Raw genomic sequence first — 17519 nt, forward strand, 5'->3', positions numbered from 1 at the left:
TTACTCCACCATCAAATTCGCGTCGAGCATTTGCCAAATGTGTAAGGCAAGATAAGTGCGGTAAGGCGTTGCGGCTTGAAGAATCTTCTCTGCGGCAACGCCTTCTTTTTCGGCCAAGAGGTTAAGACCACGAGCGAGGGCAACATCGCCAGCCGACCACACATCGGGCAAAGCAAAGAAAAACATCAGCGCCATTTCCGCCGTCCACTGACCCACTCCCCACAACTGCACCAACTGCTTGGTAATAAAGTCCGCGTCATCGCTGTGATAGATTTGCGCAGAAATTGTGCCGTCGTTGAGTGCGCGGTTAATCCCAAGCAAGGTTTTTACTTTAGCGTTAGATAGGCCACAAGTGCGCAGCGCCTCATACTGTTCATCCACCAGCACCGCGTGCAGCGAGCCATGTTGCTGACACAGCGTTTCTACACGCCCCCAGATTGTTTTCGCCGCGTTGACAGACAACTGCTGCCCAGCCACCGCGCGGCTCAGATAGGGTAAAAACTTATCCGCCTCTTGGCGCTCAAGGCTTTGCGGGCCATTGAGCGTAAGGACTCGACTCAGATGAGAGAACGCAGCACATTGGCTTAATAACTGCTGATGGATCTGTTCACAGCTGATTGTCATTAGCTTCCCTGCCTCCATCTCGTGAAAAATAGTTCCGTTAAAAATAGCCGTATTAAAAAATAGAGCGCCCGATACGCTGTGAAAATAGCTCAAGCGCTTTGGTCCCTGCCAGCGAGTTACCCGACGCATCAAGCTCTGGCGACCAAACCGCAATGGTCATATCGCCCGGCACCACGGCAATAATCCCGCCGCCAACCCCCGATTTACCCGGCATACCGACACGGTAAGCGAACTCTCCGGCACCATCGTACAGCCCACAGGTCGCCAGCAGCGCGTTAAGCTGCTTGGTCTGCACTGGGGTAATCACTTTCTTACCTGTGTGCACCGAAGTGCCTTTGTTGGCGAGATAACTGAAGGTTTTCGCCAGATCGACACAGCTCATCTTCAGCGCGCAGGCGTGAAAATAGTTGTTCAACACAGGAATCACGTCGTTGTCGAAATTACCGAACGAGCGCATCAGATACGCAATCGCCGCGTTACGATCACTGTGCATCATCTCGGAAGCCGCCACGATTTTATCGTAGCAGATTTGGTTATCCCCCGAGAGCTGGCGAACAAACTCCAGCAGACGCTGGCGTGGTGCGGACAAACGGCTGGCGAGCAAATCCGCCACCACAATCGCCCCAGCATTAATAAACGGATTGCGCGGAATTCCTTGCTCCATTTCAAGCTGGATCAGCGAATTAAACGCCTGCCCCGAAGGCTCTTTGCCCACTCGACGCCAAATCTCATCGGGCTGATACAAACACATTGCCAGAGTTAAGCTTAGCGCTTTGGAAATCGATTGAATGGAAAAGCTCTCTTCGGCATCACCAGCCGCGATGATCTCACCTTCATTGGTGTACACCGCCATACCCAGTTTCTCCGCCGGAACTTTCGCCAGTGCGGGAATATAATCGGCAACCTTGCCACGCCCAATCAAGGGGCGAACTTCGTCCATAATTTCAGCGAGCAACGCTTTTGTCGGCTTCATGACTTTTTACCTGACTGCTTGTTATTTTTCTTGTAGGGTCAAAAAAGCCAACATCGATAATGTTGGCTCTTTGTTATGCAGTGTGCGGATTTTACAAAAACCAGTCAAACACTAATTAGTACGTTTGTACTTGATGTCCCACACACCGTGACCTAAACGGTGTCCACGTGCTTCAAACTTAGTCAGAGGACGCTCTTCTGGACGCGGAATGTAGTCACCGTCCTGTGCGATATTGGCAAAACCGGGCGCTTGATTCATCACTTCAATCATGTGCTCTGCGTAGTTTTCCCAATCTGTCGCCATATGGAAAATCCCTTCATTCGGGATCAATTTCTGGCGTACCATTTCGGCGAACTCAAGCTGCACGATGCGGCGCTTATGGTGACGCTTTTTATGCCACGGATCAGGGAAAAACAGTTGCAGCGTTGCCAAGCTGTCATTGGGGATCATGTGTTCAAACACTTCCACCGCATCATGGCACATTACGCGTAAATTGGTGATGCCCGCTTCGCGTGCATCCGACAGACACGCGCCGACACCTGGGCTGTGCACTTCGATACCAAAGAAGTTTTTCTCCGGCGCGTTTTTCGCCATTTCGACCAGCGAAGCACCCATACCGAAGCCGATTTCCAGAACCACTGGATTGTCGTTACCAAAGACCTCTTTCCAATCAAGAAGTTGTGCTTGGTAGTCGATGCCCATTGTCGGCCAGCACTCTTTCATCGCATTCTCTTGGCCTTTAGTTAAACGGCCTTCGCGACGAACAAAACTGCGTATCTTACGGATCAACTTACCGTCTTCATTGAATTCGTTAGTGGTCACTTCACTCATGGATTCTGCCTGCACATTGATTAATCAAAGCGGGGATTATCCAAAGAATTTTCTTTGGCGCAAGTGTTATCCGTAAAAACGAGTATCCCCACACTTTGTCGGTTGTACTTTCACCCTATTCTGTGATGCAATTTTGCCTACAAATAATAGAACACAGAGCAAGTCGTGACCCCTTTTGCTAATGCCATTTTGAAATGGTACGACGCCTACGGAAGAAAAAATCTCCCTTGGCAACAGAACAAAACTGCCTACAGCGTCTGGCTGTCGGAGATCATGCTGCAACAGACACAAGTTGCGACGGTGATCCCTTATTATCAACGCTTTTTGCAACGTTTCCCGACCGTGACCGATCTGGCCAACGCCGAGCAAGATGAAGTCTTGCATCTGTGGACTGGGCTTGGTTACTACGCGCGGGCGCGTAACCTGCACAAAGCGGCCAAAATCGTTGCGCAGCAATATCAAGGCGAGTTTCCCACCGACATTGAACAGATGAACGCCCTGCCGGGCATTGGCCGTTCTACCGCAGCAGCGGTGCTCTCTTCTGTTTATAAACAGCCACATGCCATTCTTGATGGCAATGTGAAACGCACCTTATCTCGCGCCTTTGCCGTTGAAGGCTGGTCTGGGCAAAAAGCGGTTGAGAATCAGCTTTGGCAGCTCGCCGAAGCGCATACACCGCAGCAAGATGTCGATAAATACAATCAAGCGATGATGGATATGGGCGCGATGATCTGCACGCGCAGCAAGCCCAAATGCAGCTTGTGCCCGGTAGCGGATTTGTGTGTCGCCCAAAAGCAAGGCAACCCACTCAATTATCCCGGCAAAAAGCCGAAAAAAGAGAAACCGACCAAGCAGACTTGGTTTGTGATGCTGCATCACGACAATCAAGTGTGGCTAGAGCAGCGACCGCAAAGCGGAATCTGGGGCGGGCTGTTTTGTTTCCCGCAACAACCAGAGGATGACCTAAGCGATTTGTTGGCCAAACGTGGTATCCGTGACGAGCACATTCGTACCCAGCAAACCCTGATCGCGTTTCGCCATACCTTTAGCCACTATCACCTCGATATCACGCCGATTCTGTTGGATTTATCAAAGCAACCCGATGTGATAATGGAAGCGGGCAACGGTCTTTGGTATAACTTAGCTCACCCCGAAACCATAGGTCTGGCGGCTCCGGTCAAACAACTACTGGAAAGCCTGCCCCATGAACTTCGTTAGAGCTTTATTTAAGGAGTCATTATGAGCCGCACTGTTTTTTGTGCTCGTCTAAACAAAGAGGCTGAAGGCCTAGATTTTCAACTTTACCCGGGCGAGCTGGGTAAACGTATTTTCGATACCATTTCCAAAGAAGCTTGGGGACAGTGGCAGCATAAACAAACCATGCTGATCAACGAGAAAAAGCTCAATATGATGGACCCAGAACATCGCAAACTGCTCGAAACCGAAATGGTGAACTTCCTGTTTGAAGGTAAAGAAGTGCATATCGAAGGCTATACTCCACCAAGCCAATAAACTGGGTTTGCAACCTCTTCAATCAATGACATCATTGCCAACGCACTGATGTCATTTTTTGTTTAATGGAACCACCATGAAGAAACTTGGATACATGCTGATCGCACTATTGCTGACAGGTTGTAGTCGAGAATTCATCGAGAACATCTACGATGTGAACTATGAACCGACCAACCGCTTTGCCAATAATCTAGCGCAGTTGCCCGGTCAGTTTGAGAAAGATACCGCTGCGCTAGACGCGCTGATCGATAGTTTCTCAGGCAACATCGAAAAACGTTGGGGTAGCCGAGAGATCAAAATGGCGGGCAAGAGCAACTACGTCAAATACATCGACAACTACCTCAGCCGAGCCGACGTCAACTTCACCACGGGCAACATTTTAATTGAAACCGTCTCACCCACTGAGCCGGAAAAACATCTCAAAAATGCCATCATCACCACCTTGCTCACCCCAGATGATCCGGCGAATGTCGATCTCTTTTCCTCCAAAGAGATCCATTTAGAAGGACGCCCGTTTCTCTACAACCAGGTGGTTGATCAAGACAAAAAAGCCATTCAATGGTCTTGGCGTGCCAACCGCTTTGCCGATTACTTGATTGCTACCCAGCTTAAAACCCGCACCGTAGACTTCAAAAAAGCCTACTACGTAGAAATTCCCATGGTGGCTGACCACATCATGAAACGCAGCTACCAGTACGCTGATATCGTGAGGAAAGCATCGCAGAAATACGGCATTGATGAAGATCTGATTTACGCCATCATTAAGACCGAAAGTAGTTTCAACCCCTATGCGGTGAGTTGGGCCAATGCCTATGGCCTGATGCAGGTGGTGCCAAAAACCGCCGGTCGCGATGTGTTCAATTTAGTCAAAAATCGCTCTGGTGAACCTTCGCCGGAATATCTGTTTAACCCTGAAAACAACATCGACACTGGCACTGCCTACTTCTATCTGCTGAAAAATCGTTATCTCAAAGAGGTGGCCCACCCGACATCGCTCGAGTACTCGATGATTTCGGCCTACAACGGCGGTACGGGCGGCGTCCTCAACACCTTTAACCGTAGCGATCGCAAACGCGCCATGCGCGATCTCAATGCACTACAGCCTAACCAAGTGTATTGGGCCTTAACAAAAAAACACCCCAATGCAGAAGCCCGGCACTACTTAGAGAAAGTGACTCAGTTTAAGAAAGAATTTAATCAGGACTAATCTTTCTAGAGACAAAGAGTAAAGTTTCATCACTCAGATTTTTTTCAGCGATTTATTGAAAAAAGGGGTTGACGCTTGAAGAGAAAATCCGTTTAATAACGCTCCGTTGCCCGGATAGCTCAGTCGGTAGAGCAGAGGATTGAAAATCCTCGTGTCGGTGGTTCGATTCCGCCTCCGGGCACCACGAATTAAAGTCGTTGGTGCTTATTACGAACGACAGTAAAAAGAATATCGTGTGCCGACTTAGCTCAGTAGGTAGAGCAACTGACTTGTAATCAGTAGGTCACCAGTTCGATTCCGGTAGTCGGCACCATTTACATAATCTTGCCTAGCAAGAGATAGCGAATAGTTCCTCCTTAGCTCAGTCGGTAGAGCGACGGACTGTTAATCCGCAGGTCGCTGGTTCGAGCCCAGCAGGAGGAGCCACTTTTAAAGCCAAGTCACTGACTTGGCTTTTTTCTTTTCTGCGTATCGCTATGTTCTCATATCCCCCGTTCTGCATTATTCAAACGAGTGTTGTACCACATAAAAAAGCACTTATTTCACAGAAAAAATTTAATCCATATCATGCTTTCTATACAGGCTGCTGTTCGTTTCAAATTGACTACACTAAGATGAAAAATACGTGAAATAGATCTAGCAATCGCCCTGACTTGTCGACGCCATCATCATGTGAGCCATTATATGAAACTAAAAACACAAGCTTATTTGTTATCGGGAATTATCTTAATCGCCCTGCTTGCTTTAACCGCAACGGGTCTCTGGACGCTACGCGTGGCCAGTAACTTAGACAATAAAGCCCGAGTTACCGAATTATTTCGCAGCGCCTACAGCATATTAACCGAGATCGAAAAAATGTCGGTAGAAGGCAAAATCCCCGAGGCTGAAGCCAAAGCACTCGCAACTCGCCTATTGCGTAACAATATTTATAAAGATAATGAGTATGTTTATGTCGCCGACGACAAGATGATATTCATCGCCACACCACTTGATCCGCAGCTTCACGGCACCAGCTTCCATGACTTTAAAGATGGCAAAGGCAACAGTGTTGGTCAGTTGATCTTGGATGTGTTGGGGCGCCGAACTGGGCAACTGGTCGAGTACACTTGGACGCAGAAACAAGCCGATGGCTCAATTGAAGAGAAACTGTCAATAGCAGAAAGAACACCACATTGGAAATGGGTGGTTGGCACGGGCATCGGTTTCAACGAAGTGAACGCGCGTTTCTGGTCAACCGCGCAGTGGCAACTTCTCTTGTGCTTAGTGATTGCGGGCGCCATCTTGACCGGACTTATCATCTCCATCAGAAAGATGCTCAATTTGTTGGGTGGTGAACCCAATGACGTGCGCAAAGCGGTACAAGCCGTAGCCCAAGGCCATATTCAAACCAGTTTTGATACTCAAGCTCCGCAGGGAAGCATCTACCAAGCGGTACAAGAGATGAGCCGTTCATTAGCGCAGATGATCACTAACTTAGACGGTTCAATGCATGCCCTACGTGGCGAACTGGCATCGGTAGAATCCCGCTCGGATTCCATTGCTCATCTGTCTGCTTCTCAACAGCAGTCCACTGCCATGATTGCCACTGCTATGACGGAAATGGCTTCATCGGCTAACCATGTGGCTGATTCGGCCAGCGATACTGCGCGCAATACCGATGAAGCGGATAAACAAAGTCAGCACACACAAAAACTCATCAACAACACCGTAGCGAATATTCAAGGGCTGGCTAATCAATTGGGTACCGCGAGTCAAGCAGTTGCCGATCTCGATCAAGATGTCAATAACATTGTCAAAGTGCTGGATGTCATTGGCGACATTGCCGAACAGACCAATCTATTGGCGTTGAATGCGGCGATTGAAGCGGCTCGTGCAGGCGAGCAGGGTCGTGGCTTTGCTGTAGTTGCTGACGAGGTTCGTAATCTTGCGGGTCGAACCCAAGCAAGCACCAAAGAAATTCAACTGATGATTAATAACTTGCAACAAGGATCGCGCAACGCAATCCAAACCATGGAAGTGTGTGCCGAGACTAGCCAGAGTACCGTCGTTGAATCAAGAAATGCTTCCGATGCCCTGCAACAAATCGTCATTGCACTGGAATCCATCAGCTCAATGAGCCAGCAAATCGCCACTGCGGCGGCCGAACAGACCCAAGTGAGCGATGACATTGCAAAAAGAATCAATATGATTGAAGACAGCGGCAACCAACTAACGGCCGTGGTGACAGAGAGCCATAACAGCACCCGCAGTCTAGCGTCATTAGCGAATGATCTGGAAAGTTGGGTCAACAAGTTCTCCGTTAAAAACTAAGCGAACTCGTTTTCAACAAAAAGCACGCTTTATCGCGTGCTTTTTCGTATTCTAAGCCATAAAACACCCAATTAATCTCGTAAAAAACAGGCGCGATAATGTTTACAGACTGTACACTCTTGTCATCAAATGGATAAAAACGCCCCGTTACGCACACAAAAACAGCAAACGATATTTTTTTTGCATTTTTGTATTGACCTCCCTAACGAAAAACCGTTTAATACACCTCGTCGCCCGGATAGCTCAGTCGGTAGAGCAGAGGATTGAAAATCCTCGTGTCGGTGGTTCGATTCCGCCTCCGGGCACCACAAATTAAAGTTGTTGGTGCTTAGTACGAACGACAGTAAAAAGAATATCGTGTGCCGACTTAGCTCAGTAGGTAGAGCAACTGACTTGTAATCAGTAGGTCACCAGTTCGATTCCGGTAGTCGGCACCATTCTTTTGCCTCGATAGCTCAGTCGGTAGAGCAGAGGATTGAAAATCCTCGTGTCGGTGGTTCGATTCCGCCTCGAGGCACCACTTTTGATAGCTGTGTTTTGATGAAGTTAAAATAACTTTTTGAAAAACATCGGCCAGTGCCCTAGGCGGGCCCGTTATTACGCCTCGAGGCACCACTTATTAAAGTTGTGCTAAAACACAATAAAGAATAGTTCCTCCTTAGCTCAGTCGGTAGAGCGACGGACTGTTAATCCGCAGGTCGCTGGTTCGAGCCCAGCAGGAGGAGCCACTTTTCGTTAGCAAGACTTATCTTGTTAACAAAGCCGACTTAGCTCAGTAGGTAGAGCAACTGACTTGTAATCAGTAGGTCACCAGTTCGATTCCGGTAGTCGGCACCATCAAATTAAAATAGTTCCTCCTTAGCTCAGTCGGTAGAGCGACGGACTGTTAATCCGCAGGTCGCTGGTTCGAGCCCAGCAGGAGGAGCCAAATTCAGAAAGCCGCATCACTGATGCGGCTTTTTTTTGCGCTTTATTTCTGTGTCACTTGTTCCAAGCAGCCTATTTCCTGGCATAAAAAGCTGGCGTATTTCCAACGCCAGCCTGTTAAACATCTCGCTTGAGTAGAGCCGAACTCTACAAGCCCCCTAAGCAAATGTATTTAGTTTCCAGGAACTCATCCAAACCTTGTCTCGCACCTTCTCGACCAAGGCCAGATTCCTTGATACCGCCAAAGGGCGCCACTTCCGTCGAGATGATCCCTTCATTGATGCCGACCATACCGTATTCTAGCGCCTCGCTGACTCGTACAGCACGCTTGAGGCTTTCGGTATAGAAATAGCTAGCCAGCCCGTACTCCGTATCATTTGCCATTGCGATCACTTCATCATCATCCGCAAACTCAATAATCGGCAACACCGGGCCAAAAAGCTCTTGATGAATAATGTCCATTTGATGCGTTACACAATCAAGTAATATTGGAGGCATAAAATGACCGGGTAAAGATTGAGGAGTCATCAGCAGTTGTGCCCCTTCAGCCAAAGCCTCTTCAACAAGTGCTTCCAGCCTATGTTTCGCCGCAATCGAGATCAGCGGCCCCAATGAGTTACCCTCTTCCAATCCATTCCCGGCTTTAAGCTGTTCTACTCGTGGTATGAGCTCGGCAAGAAAAGCGTCCTTAATATTGCGATGCAGATACAAACGATTAGTGCACACACAAGTTTGTCCGGTATTGCGAAACTTCGACGCCATCAAGCCGTCAACGGCTTGGTCGAGATCCGCATCATCAAACACAATAAAAGGAGCATTGCCGCCCAGCTCCATCGACACCGCTTTTACAGTGGATGCGCTCTGCTGCATTAATATTTTTCCAACTCGAGTAGAACCGGTAAATGAGAGTTTTTTAATTCGCTTGTCCCCCGTGAGCATTTCACCGACTTCGCAGGACTGAGCACTCACTATGACTGAAAGTAAGTGTTCGGGGATACCCGCCAGATGCGCAAGATGCACAACAGCAAGGGCGGTCAGCGGTGTCAGCTCTGAAGGCTTGACCACCATGCCACATCCAGCCGCTAAAGCGGGAGCCGCTTTTCGCGTGATCATCGCTAATGGAAAATTCCATGGTGTTATTGCCGCACAAACCCCGACAGGTTGGCGAATGGTCGTAATGCGCTGATACACCTTGTTTGCCGGAATAACCTCGCCATACGCGCGTTTTGCCTCTTCAGCAAACCACTCCACAAACGAAGCTCCGTAGGCAACTTCAGCAAGACTTTCGCTAAGAGGCTTCCCTTGCTCAAGCGTCATTAAGGTGGCCAGTGCCATCTGATGTTGGATAAGTAACTCAAACCAACGCATCAACAGCAGGGCACGTTCTTTCACACTCCTAGCAGCCCACGCTTTTTGAGCCTCGCCGCATGCTTCAATCTGCCTATCCACGCTTTTCAATGAACTCGGCTCAAGTGAGATCAACGTTTCTTGCGTTGCCGGATTGATAACATGCAGGCCATCAGAGACGGAAAGTTCTGTCAGTAACGCATCGAGTATCGGATCATTTAGTTGCAGCATATTGTCTCTCCTAGCTATTCCATGCGCAGGGTAATGCGACTAGCACGCACTGTAAAGCAAACAAAGGTTGCATAGTGGATGACCTGCAAAACAAATATTGAGTTGGCTACGACAACGCTATTCAGCGAACCAAAGTTTTACGAATGATAATGATATTGTTGCAAACGCGAAGGTGTGTTGCGCATGGAATCGATTATACCAATCTAAGTAAAAATATGATCTAATTGATGTCATTCAACGATAAAACTTATTCGCTATGGACAGTCTCAATAATATCGACTTTAAAAAGCTCGCAAGCCAGCAGAAATCTATTCAGATGAAAATGAGATTGCTGGCCCTCGCTCATTTCAAAGAGGGACACTCTCGCACCCAAATCGCCAAGTTTCTTATGGTGAGCCGAACCAGTGTTAATAAGTGGGTTCACACTTTTCTTGAAGAAGGATTAGAAGGGCTGAAGGAAAAGCCAAGAACGGGACGACCCCCCTTCTTAACTTCTGAGCAAAGAGAGCAGTTGAGCCAATACATAAAAGATAAAGCCAATGATACACAAGGCGGACGACTGACTGGGGCCGACATCCACGCTTATATCGTGAAAGAATTTGGCCAGCACTACCACCCTGACTCTATCTATTACCTGCTCGACCACATGGGCTTGTCATGGATAACTTCCCGCTCAAAACACCCCAAGCAATCTCAAGAAGTCCAAGACGATTTTAAAAAAAATTCAAAATTGAAACGATCCTGAAGATCCCAGGACATATCGCTTTAGAGCATGTGGATGTCTGGTTTCAAGATGATACCAATATAAGTAAAAATGTGATCTAATTGAGGCCATTCAACGATAAAACTTATTCGCTATGGACAGTCTCAATAATATCGACTTTAAAAAGCTCGCAAGCCAGCAGAAATCTATTCAGATGAAAATGAGATTGCTGGCCCTCGCTCATTTCAAAGAGGGACACTCTCGCACCCAAATCGCCAAGTTTCTTATGGTGAGCCGAACCAGTGTTAATAAGTGGGTTCACACTTTTCTTGAAGAAGGATTAGAAGGGCTGAAGGAAAAGCCAAGAACGGGACGACCCCCCTTCTTAACTTTTGAGCAAAGAGAGCAGTTGAGCCAATACATAAAAGATAAAGCCAATGATACACAAGGCGGACGACTGACTGGGGCCGACATCCACGCTTATATCGTGAAAGAATTTGGCCAGCACTACCACCCTGACTCTATCTATTACCTGCTCGACCACATGGGCTTGTCATGGATAACTTCCCGCTCAAAACACCCCAAGCAATCTCAAGAAGTCCAAGACGATTTTAAAAAAAATTCAAAATTGAAACGATCCTGAAGATCCCAGGACATATCGCTCTAGAGCATGTTGATGTCTGGTTTCAAGATGAAGCCAGATTTGGGCAACAAAACACGACAACACGGTTATGGGCAGAGAAAGGAACACGCCCCCGAGCCGTGAAGCAACAACAATTTGAATATGCGTATCTGTTTGGTTCTGTCTGTCCCGCGAGAGGAATTGGCGAAGCGATGGTCGTTCCTTGGGTTAATAAAGAGATCATGATCGAGCATTTAAAGCAAATATCGGCAATCACTGAAAAAGGGCGTCATGCCGTCATCATTATGGATGGGGCGAGTTGGCATACCAATGACATTGCAGAACCGTTTAGCAATGTCAGTATCATCAAGCTCCCGCCCTATTCACCAGAGCTAAACCCGATAGAACAAGTGTGGAGCTGGCTCAGACAACACCATCTTGCCAATCAGAGTTTTACCGATTATGAGGATATCGTGGAGAAAGTGTGCAAGGCTTGGAATCGATTCTTGGACAGTACAGATAGAGTTAGCAAGATGTGTACAAGAGAGTGGATTAATCTGACCAGTTAATTTTCCAGATTGGTATGAGTATCCTCAATAAAACCTAAAAATGACAAAAGCCCCGCTGTTTCCAGCGAGGCTTCTTAATAAGTGGCGGAGCGGACGGGACTCGAACCCGCGACCCCCGGCGTGACAGGCCGGTATTCTAACCGACTGAACTACCGCTCCGCTGTCTGGTTAGACGTTTCGTCTACTTTTTTTGTCTTCAGATTTTTCTTAAAAATCTAAAGACAACAAGTTAAAGCCTGGCGATGTTCTACTCTCACATGGGGAAACCCCACACTACCATCGACGCTGTTTCGTTTCACTTCTGAGTTCGGGATGGAGTCAGGTGGATCCAAAACGCTATGGTCGCCAAGCAAATTCTTTCTCTCTATTTCTAGAGAATAATTCGGAAAGCTGTTTTCAGTTCTTAACACACTCAAGTTTCGTTCTTGCTTTGAGTCCACCAAAACCCTTTGGGTGTTGTATGGTTAAGCCTCACGGGCAATTAGTACAGGTTAGCTCAACGCCTCACAGCGCTTACACACCCTGCCTATCAACGTTCTAGTCTCGAACAACCCTTTAGGATACTTAAAGTATCAGGGAAGACTCATCTCAGGGCTCGCTTCCCGCTTAGATGCTTTCAGCGGTTATCGATTCCGAACTTAGCTACCGGGCAATGCGTCTGGCGACACAACCCGAACACCAGAGGTTCGTCCACTCCGGTCCTCTCGTACTAGGAGCAGCCCCCTTCAATCTTCCAACGCCCACGGCAGATAGGGACCGAACTGTCTCACGACGTTCTAAACCCAGCTCGCGTACCACTTTAAATGGCGAACAGCCATACCCTTGGGACCGACTTCAGCCCCAGGATGTGATGAGCCGACATCGAGGTGCCAAACACCGCCGTCGATATGAACTCTTGGGCGGTATCAGCCTGTTATCCCCGGAGTACCTTTTATCCGTTGAGCGATGGCCCTTCCATTCAGAACCACCGGATCACTATGACCTGCTTTCGCACCTGCTCGAACCGTCATTCTCGCAGTTAAGCGGGCTTATGCCATTGCACTAACCTCACGATGTCCAACCGTGATTAGCCCACCTTCGTGCTCCTCCGTTACTCTTTGGGAGGAGACCGCCCCAGTCAAACTACCCACCAGGCACTGTCCGCGACCCCGATGAGGGGCCAACGTTAGAACATCAAACATACAAGGGTGGTATTTCAAGGACGGCTCCAACGCAACTGGCGTCACGTTTTCAAAGCCTCCCACCTATCCTACACATGTAGGGTCAATGTTCAGTGCCAAGCTGTAGTAAAGGTTCACGGGGTCTTTCCGTCTAGCCGCGGGTACACTGCATCTTCACAGCGATTTCAATTTCACTGAGTCTCGGGTGGAGACAGCGTGGCCATCATTACGCCATTCGTGCAGGTCGGAACTTACCCGACAAGGAATTTCGCTACCTTAGGACCGTTATAGTTACGGCCGCCGTTTACCGGGGCTTCGATCAAGAGCTTCGACCGAAGTCTAACCCCATCAATTAACCTTCCGGCACCGGGCAGGCGTCACACCGTATACGTCATCTTGCGATTTTGCACAGTGCTGTGTTTTTAATAAACAGTTGCAGCCACCTGGTATCTGCGACTCTCGTCAGCTCCATCCGCGAGGGACTTCACCATCAAGAGCGTACCTTCTCCCGAAGTTACGGTACCATTTTGCCTAGTTCCTTCACCCGAGTTCTCTCAAGCGCCTTGGTATTCTCTACCCGACCACCTGTGTCGGTTTGGGGTACGATTGCTTATAATCTGAAGCTTAGAGGCTTTTCCTGGAAGCAGGGCATCAATGACTTCACTGCCGTAGCAGCTCGACGTCGTGTCTCAGCCTTAAGAGTATCCGGATTTACCTAAACACTCAGCCTACGCACTTGAACCAGGACAACCGTCGCCTGGCCCACCTAGCCTTCTCCGTCCCCCCATCGCAATTATAAGCAGTACGGGAATATTAACCCGTTTCCCATCGACTACGCCTTTCGGCCTCGCCTTAGGGGTCGACTTACCCTGCCCCGATTAACGTTGGACAGGAACCCTTGGTCTTCCGGCGGGGAGGTTTTTCACCCCCCTTGTCGTTACTCATGTCAGCATTCGCACTTCTGATACCTCCAGCATGCTTTACAACACACCTTCAACGGCTTACAGAACGCTCCCCTACCCAATGTGCTAAAGCACATTGCCGCAGCTTCGGTTTACAGCTTAGCCCCGTTACATCTTCCGCGCAGGCCGACTCGACTAGTGAGCTATTACGCTTTCTTTAAATGATGGCTGCTTCTAAGCCAACATCCTAGCTGTCTAAGCCTTCCCACATCGTTTCCCACTTAGCTGTAATTTGGGACCTTAGCTGGCGGTCTGGGTTGTTTCCCTCTCCACGACGGACGTTAGCACCCGCCGTGTGTCTCCCGGATAGTACTTACTGGTATTCGGAGTTTGCAAAGGGTTGGTAAGTCGGGATGACCCCCTAGCCTTAACAGTGCTCTACCCCCAGTAGTATTCGTCCGAGGCGCTACCTAAATAGCTTTCGGGGAGAACCAGCTATCTCCGAGTTTGATTGGCCTTTCACCCCTAGCCACAAGTCATCCGCTAATTTTTCAACATTAGTCGGTTCGGTCCTCCAGTTGATGTTACTCAACCTTCAACCTGCCCATGGCTAGATCACTCGGTTTCGGGTCTAATGCTAGCAACTATACGCCCAGTTAAGACTCGGTTTCCCTACGGCTCCCCTATGCGGTTAACCTTGCTACTAACATTAAGTCGCTGACCCATTATACAAAAGGTACGCAGTCACACCACGAAGGTGCTCCTACTGCTTGTACGTACACGGTTTCAGGTTCTATTTCACTCCCCTCACAGGGGTTCTTTTCGCCTTTCCCTCACGGTACTGGTTCACTATCGGTCAGTCAGGAGTATTTAGCCTTGGAGGATGGTCCCCCCATATTCAGACAGGATAACACGTGTCCCGCCCTACTCGATTTCACTGAACATGCGCCTATGACTACGGGACTATCACCCGGTATCGTTGGCCTTTCCAGACCATTCGTCTAACGCATGTAAAGCTTAAGGGCTAATCCAATTTCGCTCGCCGCTACTTTCGGAATCTCGGTTGATTTCTTTTCCTCGGGGTACTTAGATGTTTCAGTTCTCCCGGTTCGCTTCGCTGCACTATGTATTCATGCAGCGATACTGGCTTATGCCAGTGGGTTTCCCCATTCGGAAATCGGTGACTCAAGTGGCTGTTACTGCCTCATCACCGCTTATCGCAAGTTACTACGTCCTTCATCGCCTCTGACTGCCAAGGCATCCACCGTGTACGCTTAGTCACTTAACCATACAACCCGAAAGGGTCTTTGTTAAACAACCAAGGTTCGCTATCTCATTATTTGAATGAGCGAGATAGCATTGATTTGCCGGACTCAATTTTGAATCGTCACTATACAGTGACATTCCCAAGAACACTTGAATGTGTTTGTTGGTGTTTGTCTTAAAGACAAACATTGAGAACTTTACAAACAAACGCTTATCGATTAAAGACAAGGTTTGTTTTGTCAGCTTTCCAAATTGTTAAAGAGCAATAACAGCTCGAAGCTTGCGCTTCAAAACCATCAATCTGTGTGAACACTCATCGCGACTTATTTGTTTCCGCTTTAAAAAAAGCAGAAGCAAACTATCCGTATCGTATAAGGAGGTGATCCAGCGCCAGGTTCCCCTAGCGCTACCTTGTTACGACTTCACCCCAGTCATGAACCACAAAGTGGTGAGCGTCCTCCCGAAGGTTAAACTACCCACTTCTTTTGCAGCCCACTCCCATGGTGTGACGGGCGGTGTGTACAAGGCCCGGGAACGTATTCACCGTGGCATTCTGATCCACGATTACTAGCGATTCCGACTTCATGGAGTCGAGTTGCAGACTCCAATCCGGACTACGACGCACTTTTTGGGATTCGCTCACTTTCGCAAGTTGGCCGCCCTCTGTATGCGCCATTGTAGCACGTGTGTAGCCCTACTCGTAAGGGCCATGATGACTTGACGTCGTCCCCACCTTCCTCCGGTTTATCACCGGCAGTCTCCCTGGAGTTCCCACCATTACGTGCTGGCAAACAAGGATAAGGGTTGCGCTCGTTGCGGGACTTAACCCAACATTTCACAACACGAGCTGACGACAGCCATGCAGCACCTGTCTTACAGTTCCCGAAGGCACTCCCGCGTCTCCGCAGGATTCTGTAGATGTCAAGAGTAGGTAAGGTTCTTCGCGTTGCATCGAATTAAACCACATGCTCCACCGCTTGTGCGGGCCCCCGTCAATTCATTTGAGTTTTAATCTTGCGACCGTACTCCCCAGGCGGTCTACTTAACGCGTTAGCTCCGAAAGCCACGGCTCAAGGCCACAACCTCCAAGTAGACATCGTTTACGGCGTGGACTACCAGGGTATCTAATCCTGTTTGCTCCCCACGCTTTCGCATCTGAGTGTCAGTATCTGTCCAGGGGGCCGCCTTCGCCACCGGTATTCCTTCAGATCTCTACGCATTTCACCGCTACACCTGAAATTCTACCCCCCTCTACAGTACTCTAGTTTGCCAGTTTCAAATGCAATTCCCAGGTTGAGCCCGGGGCTTTCACATCTGACTTAACAAACCACCTGCATGCGCTTTACGCCCAGTAATTCCGATTAACGCTCGCACCCTCCGTATTACCGCGGCTGCTGGCACGGAGTTAGCCGGTGCTTCTTCTGTAGGTAACGTCAAATGACAGTGCTATTAACACTACCACCTTCCTCCCTACTGAAAGTGCTTTACAACCCGAAGGCCTTCTTCACACACGCGGCATGGCTGCATCAGGCTTGCGCCCATTGTGCAATATTCCCCACTGCTGCCTCCCGTAGGAGTCTGGACCGTGTCTCAGTTCCAGTGTGGCTGATCATCCTCTCAGACCAGCTAGGGATCGTCGCCTTGGTGAGCCCTTACCTCACCAACTAGCTAATCCCACCTGGGCATATCCTGACGCGAGAGGCCCGAAGGTCCCCCTCTTTGGCCCCTGTTCATTATAAACAAGGGCATCATGCGGTATTAGCCATCGTTTCCAATGGTTATCCCCCACATCAGGGCAATTTCCCAGGCATTACTCACCCGTCCGCCGCTCGCCACCCAAGGAACAAGTTCCTCTGTGCTGCCGCTCGACTTGCATGTGTTAGGCCTGCCGCCAGCGTTCAATCTGAGCCATGATCAAACTCTTCAATTAAAAGTTTTTTGAAGCTTACGCTTCGGCTCAATGAATACTGATAAGTTTCTAGTCCCTAGAAGCTAGTTCCTAGAAAACTTGAATTGACTGTGCTCGATACCGAAGTATCAAATTGGTCACTCAGTTCATTGATAAATCTTTTGGATTATCATCAACGAGTGCCCACACAGATTGATAGGTTTATATTGTTAAAGAGCTTGCTTTTTGAGAAGCTTTTCTCTCGAAGCGGAGGTGAATTCTAGCGAGTTAATTTGAAGAGTCAAACACTTTTTCAAATTTCTTTCTTTAGAAGATTTACCCTCTTACTGTACTGCTGAAGCCTTGTGGCGTCTGCCGTGTCAGTGGATGCGCATTATAGGGAACGCTTTTTTCTTGGCAAGTGAAAAATCGCGTTTTTTGATAAAA

10 protein-coding genes, 10 tRNA genes and 3 rRNA genes are annotated in these 17519 nt (G+C 48.6%); 15 read left to right on the plus strand and 8 right to left on the minus strand.

Annotation, left to right across the window (positions count from 1 at the left end; translation table 11 throughout):
* From I3X05_RS14150 to trmB, 3 genes are all read right to left on the minus strand, one after another.
* Entirely contained in the window at positions 1-624 is a 624-nt protein-coding gene (locus I3X05_RS14150) for a DNA-3-methyladenine glycosylase 2 family protein (RefSeq protein ID WP_337970812.1), read from the minus strand.
* A 52-nt stretch (positions 625-676) separates the two neighbouring features.
* Positions 677-1597: a glutaminase B gene (glsB, locus tag I3X05_RS14155; protein ID WP_045572500.1), complete on the minus strand. Its 921-nt coding sequence runs from the start codon at positions 1595-1597 to the stop codon at positions 677-679.
* A gap of 111 nt (positions 1598-1708) precedes the next feature.
* A complete protein-coding gene (gene trmB / locus I3X05_RS14160) occupies positions 1709-2428 on the minus strand; it encodes a tRNA (guanosine(46)-N7)-methyltransferase TrmB (protein ID WP_045572499.1) in 720 nt (239 codons plus the stop codon).
* Positions 2429-2593: 165 nt separating this feature from the next.
* Between trmB and mutY the strand changes: the two genes are divergently transcribed.
* From mutY to I3X05_RS14225, 13 genes are all read left to right on the plus strand, one after another.
* A complete protein-coding gene (mutY, locus tag I3X05_RS14165) occupies positions 2594-3646 on the plus strand; it encodes an A/G-specific adenine glycosylase (RefSeq protein ID WP_045572498.1) in 1053 nt (350 codons plus the stop codon).
* A 21-nt stretch (positions 3647-3667) separates the two neighbouring features.
* Positions 3668-3940, plus strand: a complete 273-nt coding sequence (locus I3X05_RS14170; RefSeq protein WP_039430535.1) for an oxidative damage protection protein — start codon at positions 3668-3670, stop codon at positions 3938-3940.
* Positions 3941-4016: 76 nt separating this feature from the next.
* Positions 4017-5147, plus strand: coding sequence for a membrane-bound lytic murein transglycosylase MltC (gene mltC / locus I3X05_RS14175; protein WP_337970813.1), 1131 nt, complete (start codon positions 4017-4019; stop codon positions 5145-5147).
* A gap of 108 nt (positions 5148-5255) precedes the next feature.
* Positions 5256-5331: transfer RNA gene (locus I3X05_RS14180), tRNA-Phe, on the plus strand.
* A gap of 53 nt (positions 5332-5384) precedes the next feature.
* Positions 5385-5460, plus strand: a tRNA-Thr gene (locus I3X05_RS14185).
* 37 nt (positions 5461-5497) lie between these two features.
* Positions 5498-5573 (plus strand) — tRNA-Asn (locus I3X05_RS14190).
* A 258-nt stretch (positions 5574-5831) separates the two neighbouring features.
* Complete coding sequence (locus I3X05_RS14195) at positions 5832-7457, plus strand: methyl-accepting chemotaxis protein (RefSeq protein WP_045572496.1); 1626 nt, start codon at positions 5832-5834, stop codon at positions 7455-7457.
* Positions 7458-7689: 232 nt separating this feature from the next.
* Positions 7690-7765 (plus strand) — tRNA-Phe (locus tag I3X05_RS14200).
* 53 nt (positions 7766-7818) lie between these two features.
* Positions 7819-7894, plus strand: a tRNA-Thr gene (locus tag I3X05_RS14205).
* Positions 7895-7901: 7 nt separating this feature from the next.
* Positions 7902-7977 (plus strand) — tRNA-Phe (locus tag I3X05_RS14210).
* Positions 7978-8109: 132 nt separating this feature from the next.
* Positions 8110-8185, plus strand: a tRNA-Asn gene (locus I3X05_RS14215).
* Positions 8186-8218: 33 nt separating this feature from the next.
* A tRNA-Thr gene (locus I3X05_RS14220) sits at positions 8219-8294 on the plus strand.
* A 15-nt stretch (positions 8295-8309) separates the two neighbouring features.
* Positions 8310-8385, plus strand: a tRNA-Asn gene (locus I3X05_RS14225).
* 146 nt (positions 8386-8531) lie between these two features.
* Here I3X05_RS14225 and I3X05_RS14230 read toward each other — a convergent pair.
* Positions 8532-9962 (minus strand): NAD-dependent succinate-semialdehyde dehydrogenase, encoded by a 1431-nt coding sequence (locus I3X05_RS14230; RefSeq protein ID WP_045572495.1) that lies wholly within the window; start codon positions 9960-9962, stop codon positions 8532-8534.
* 256 nt (positions 9963-10218) lie between these two features.
* Between I3X05_RS14230 and I3X05_RS14235 the strand changes: the two genes are divergently transcribed.
* A complete protein-coding gene (locus I3X05_RS14235; protein ID WP_337970814.1) occupies positions 10219-10707 on the plus strand; it encodes an IS630 family transposase in 489 nt (162 codons plus the stop codon).
* A 112-nt stretch (positions 10708-10819) separates the two neighbouring features.
* A protein-coding gene (locus I3X05_RS14240; protein WP_337970815.1) for an IS630 family transposase occupies positions 10820-11856 on the plus strand; the annotation gives its coding sequence in 2 pieces (ribosomal slippage) (positions 10820-11278 and positions 11281-11856; 1035 coding nt in all).
* Between the two features lie 82 nt (positions 11857-11938).
* Here the strand turns inward: I3X05_RS14240 and I3X05_RS14245 are convergent.
* From I3X05_RS14245 to I3X05_RS14260, 4 genes are all read right to left on the minus strand, one after another.
* Positions 11939-12015: transfer RNA gene (locus I3X05_RS14245), tRNA-Asp, on the minus strand.
* A gap of 75 nt (positions 12016-12090) precedes the next feature.
* Positions 12091-12206: ribosomal RNA gene (gene rrf / locus I3X05_RS14250) — 5S ribosomal RNA — on the minus strand.
* A 110-nt stretch (positions 12207-12316) separates the two neighbouring features.
* Positions 12317-15206, minus strand: a 23S ribosomal RNA gene (locus I3X05_RS14255).
* Between the two features lie 350 nt (positions 15207-15556).
* A 16S ribosomal RNA gene (locus tag I3X05_RS14260) occupies positions 15557-17114 on the minus strand.
* The 16S, 23S and 5S rRNA genes sit together here with 1 tRNA gene alongside, the layout of an rRNA operon.
* Positions 17115-17519: the final 405 nt, after the last annotated feature.

Source organism: Vibrio navarrensis, from assembly GCF_015767675.1.
Taxonomy (GTDB): Bacteria; Pseudomonadota; Gammaproteobacteria; order Enterobacterales; family Vibrionaceae; genus Vibrio.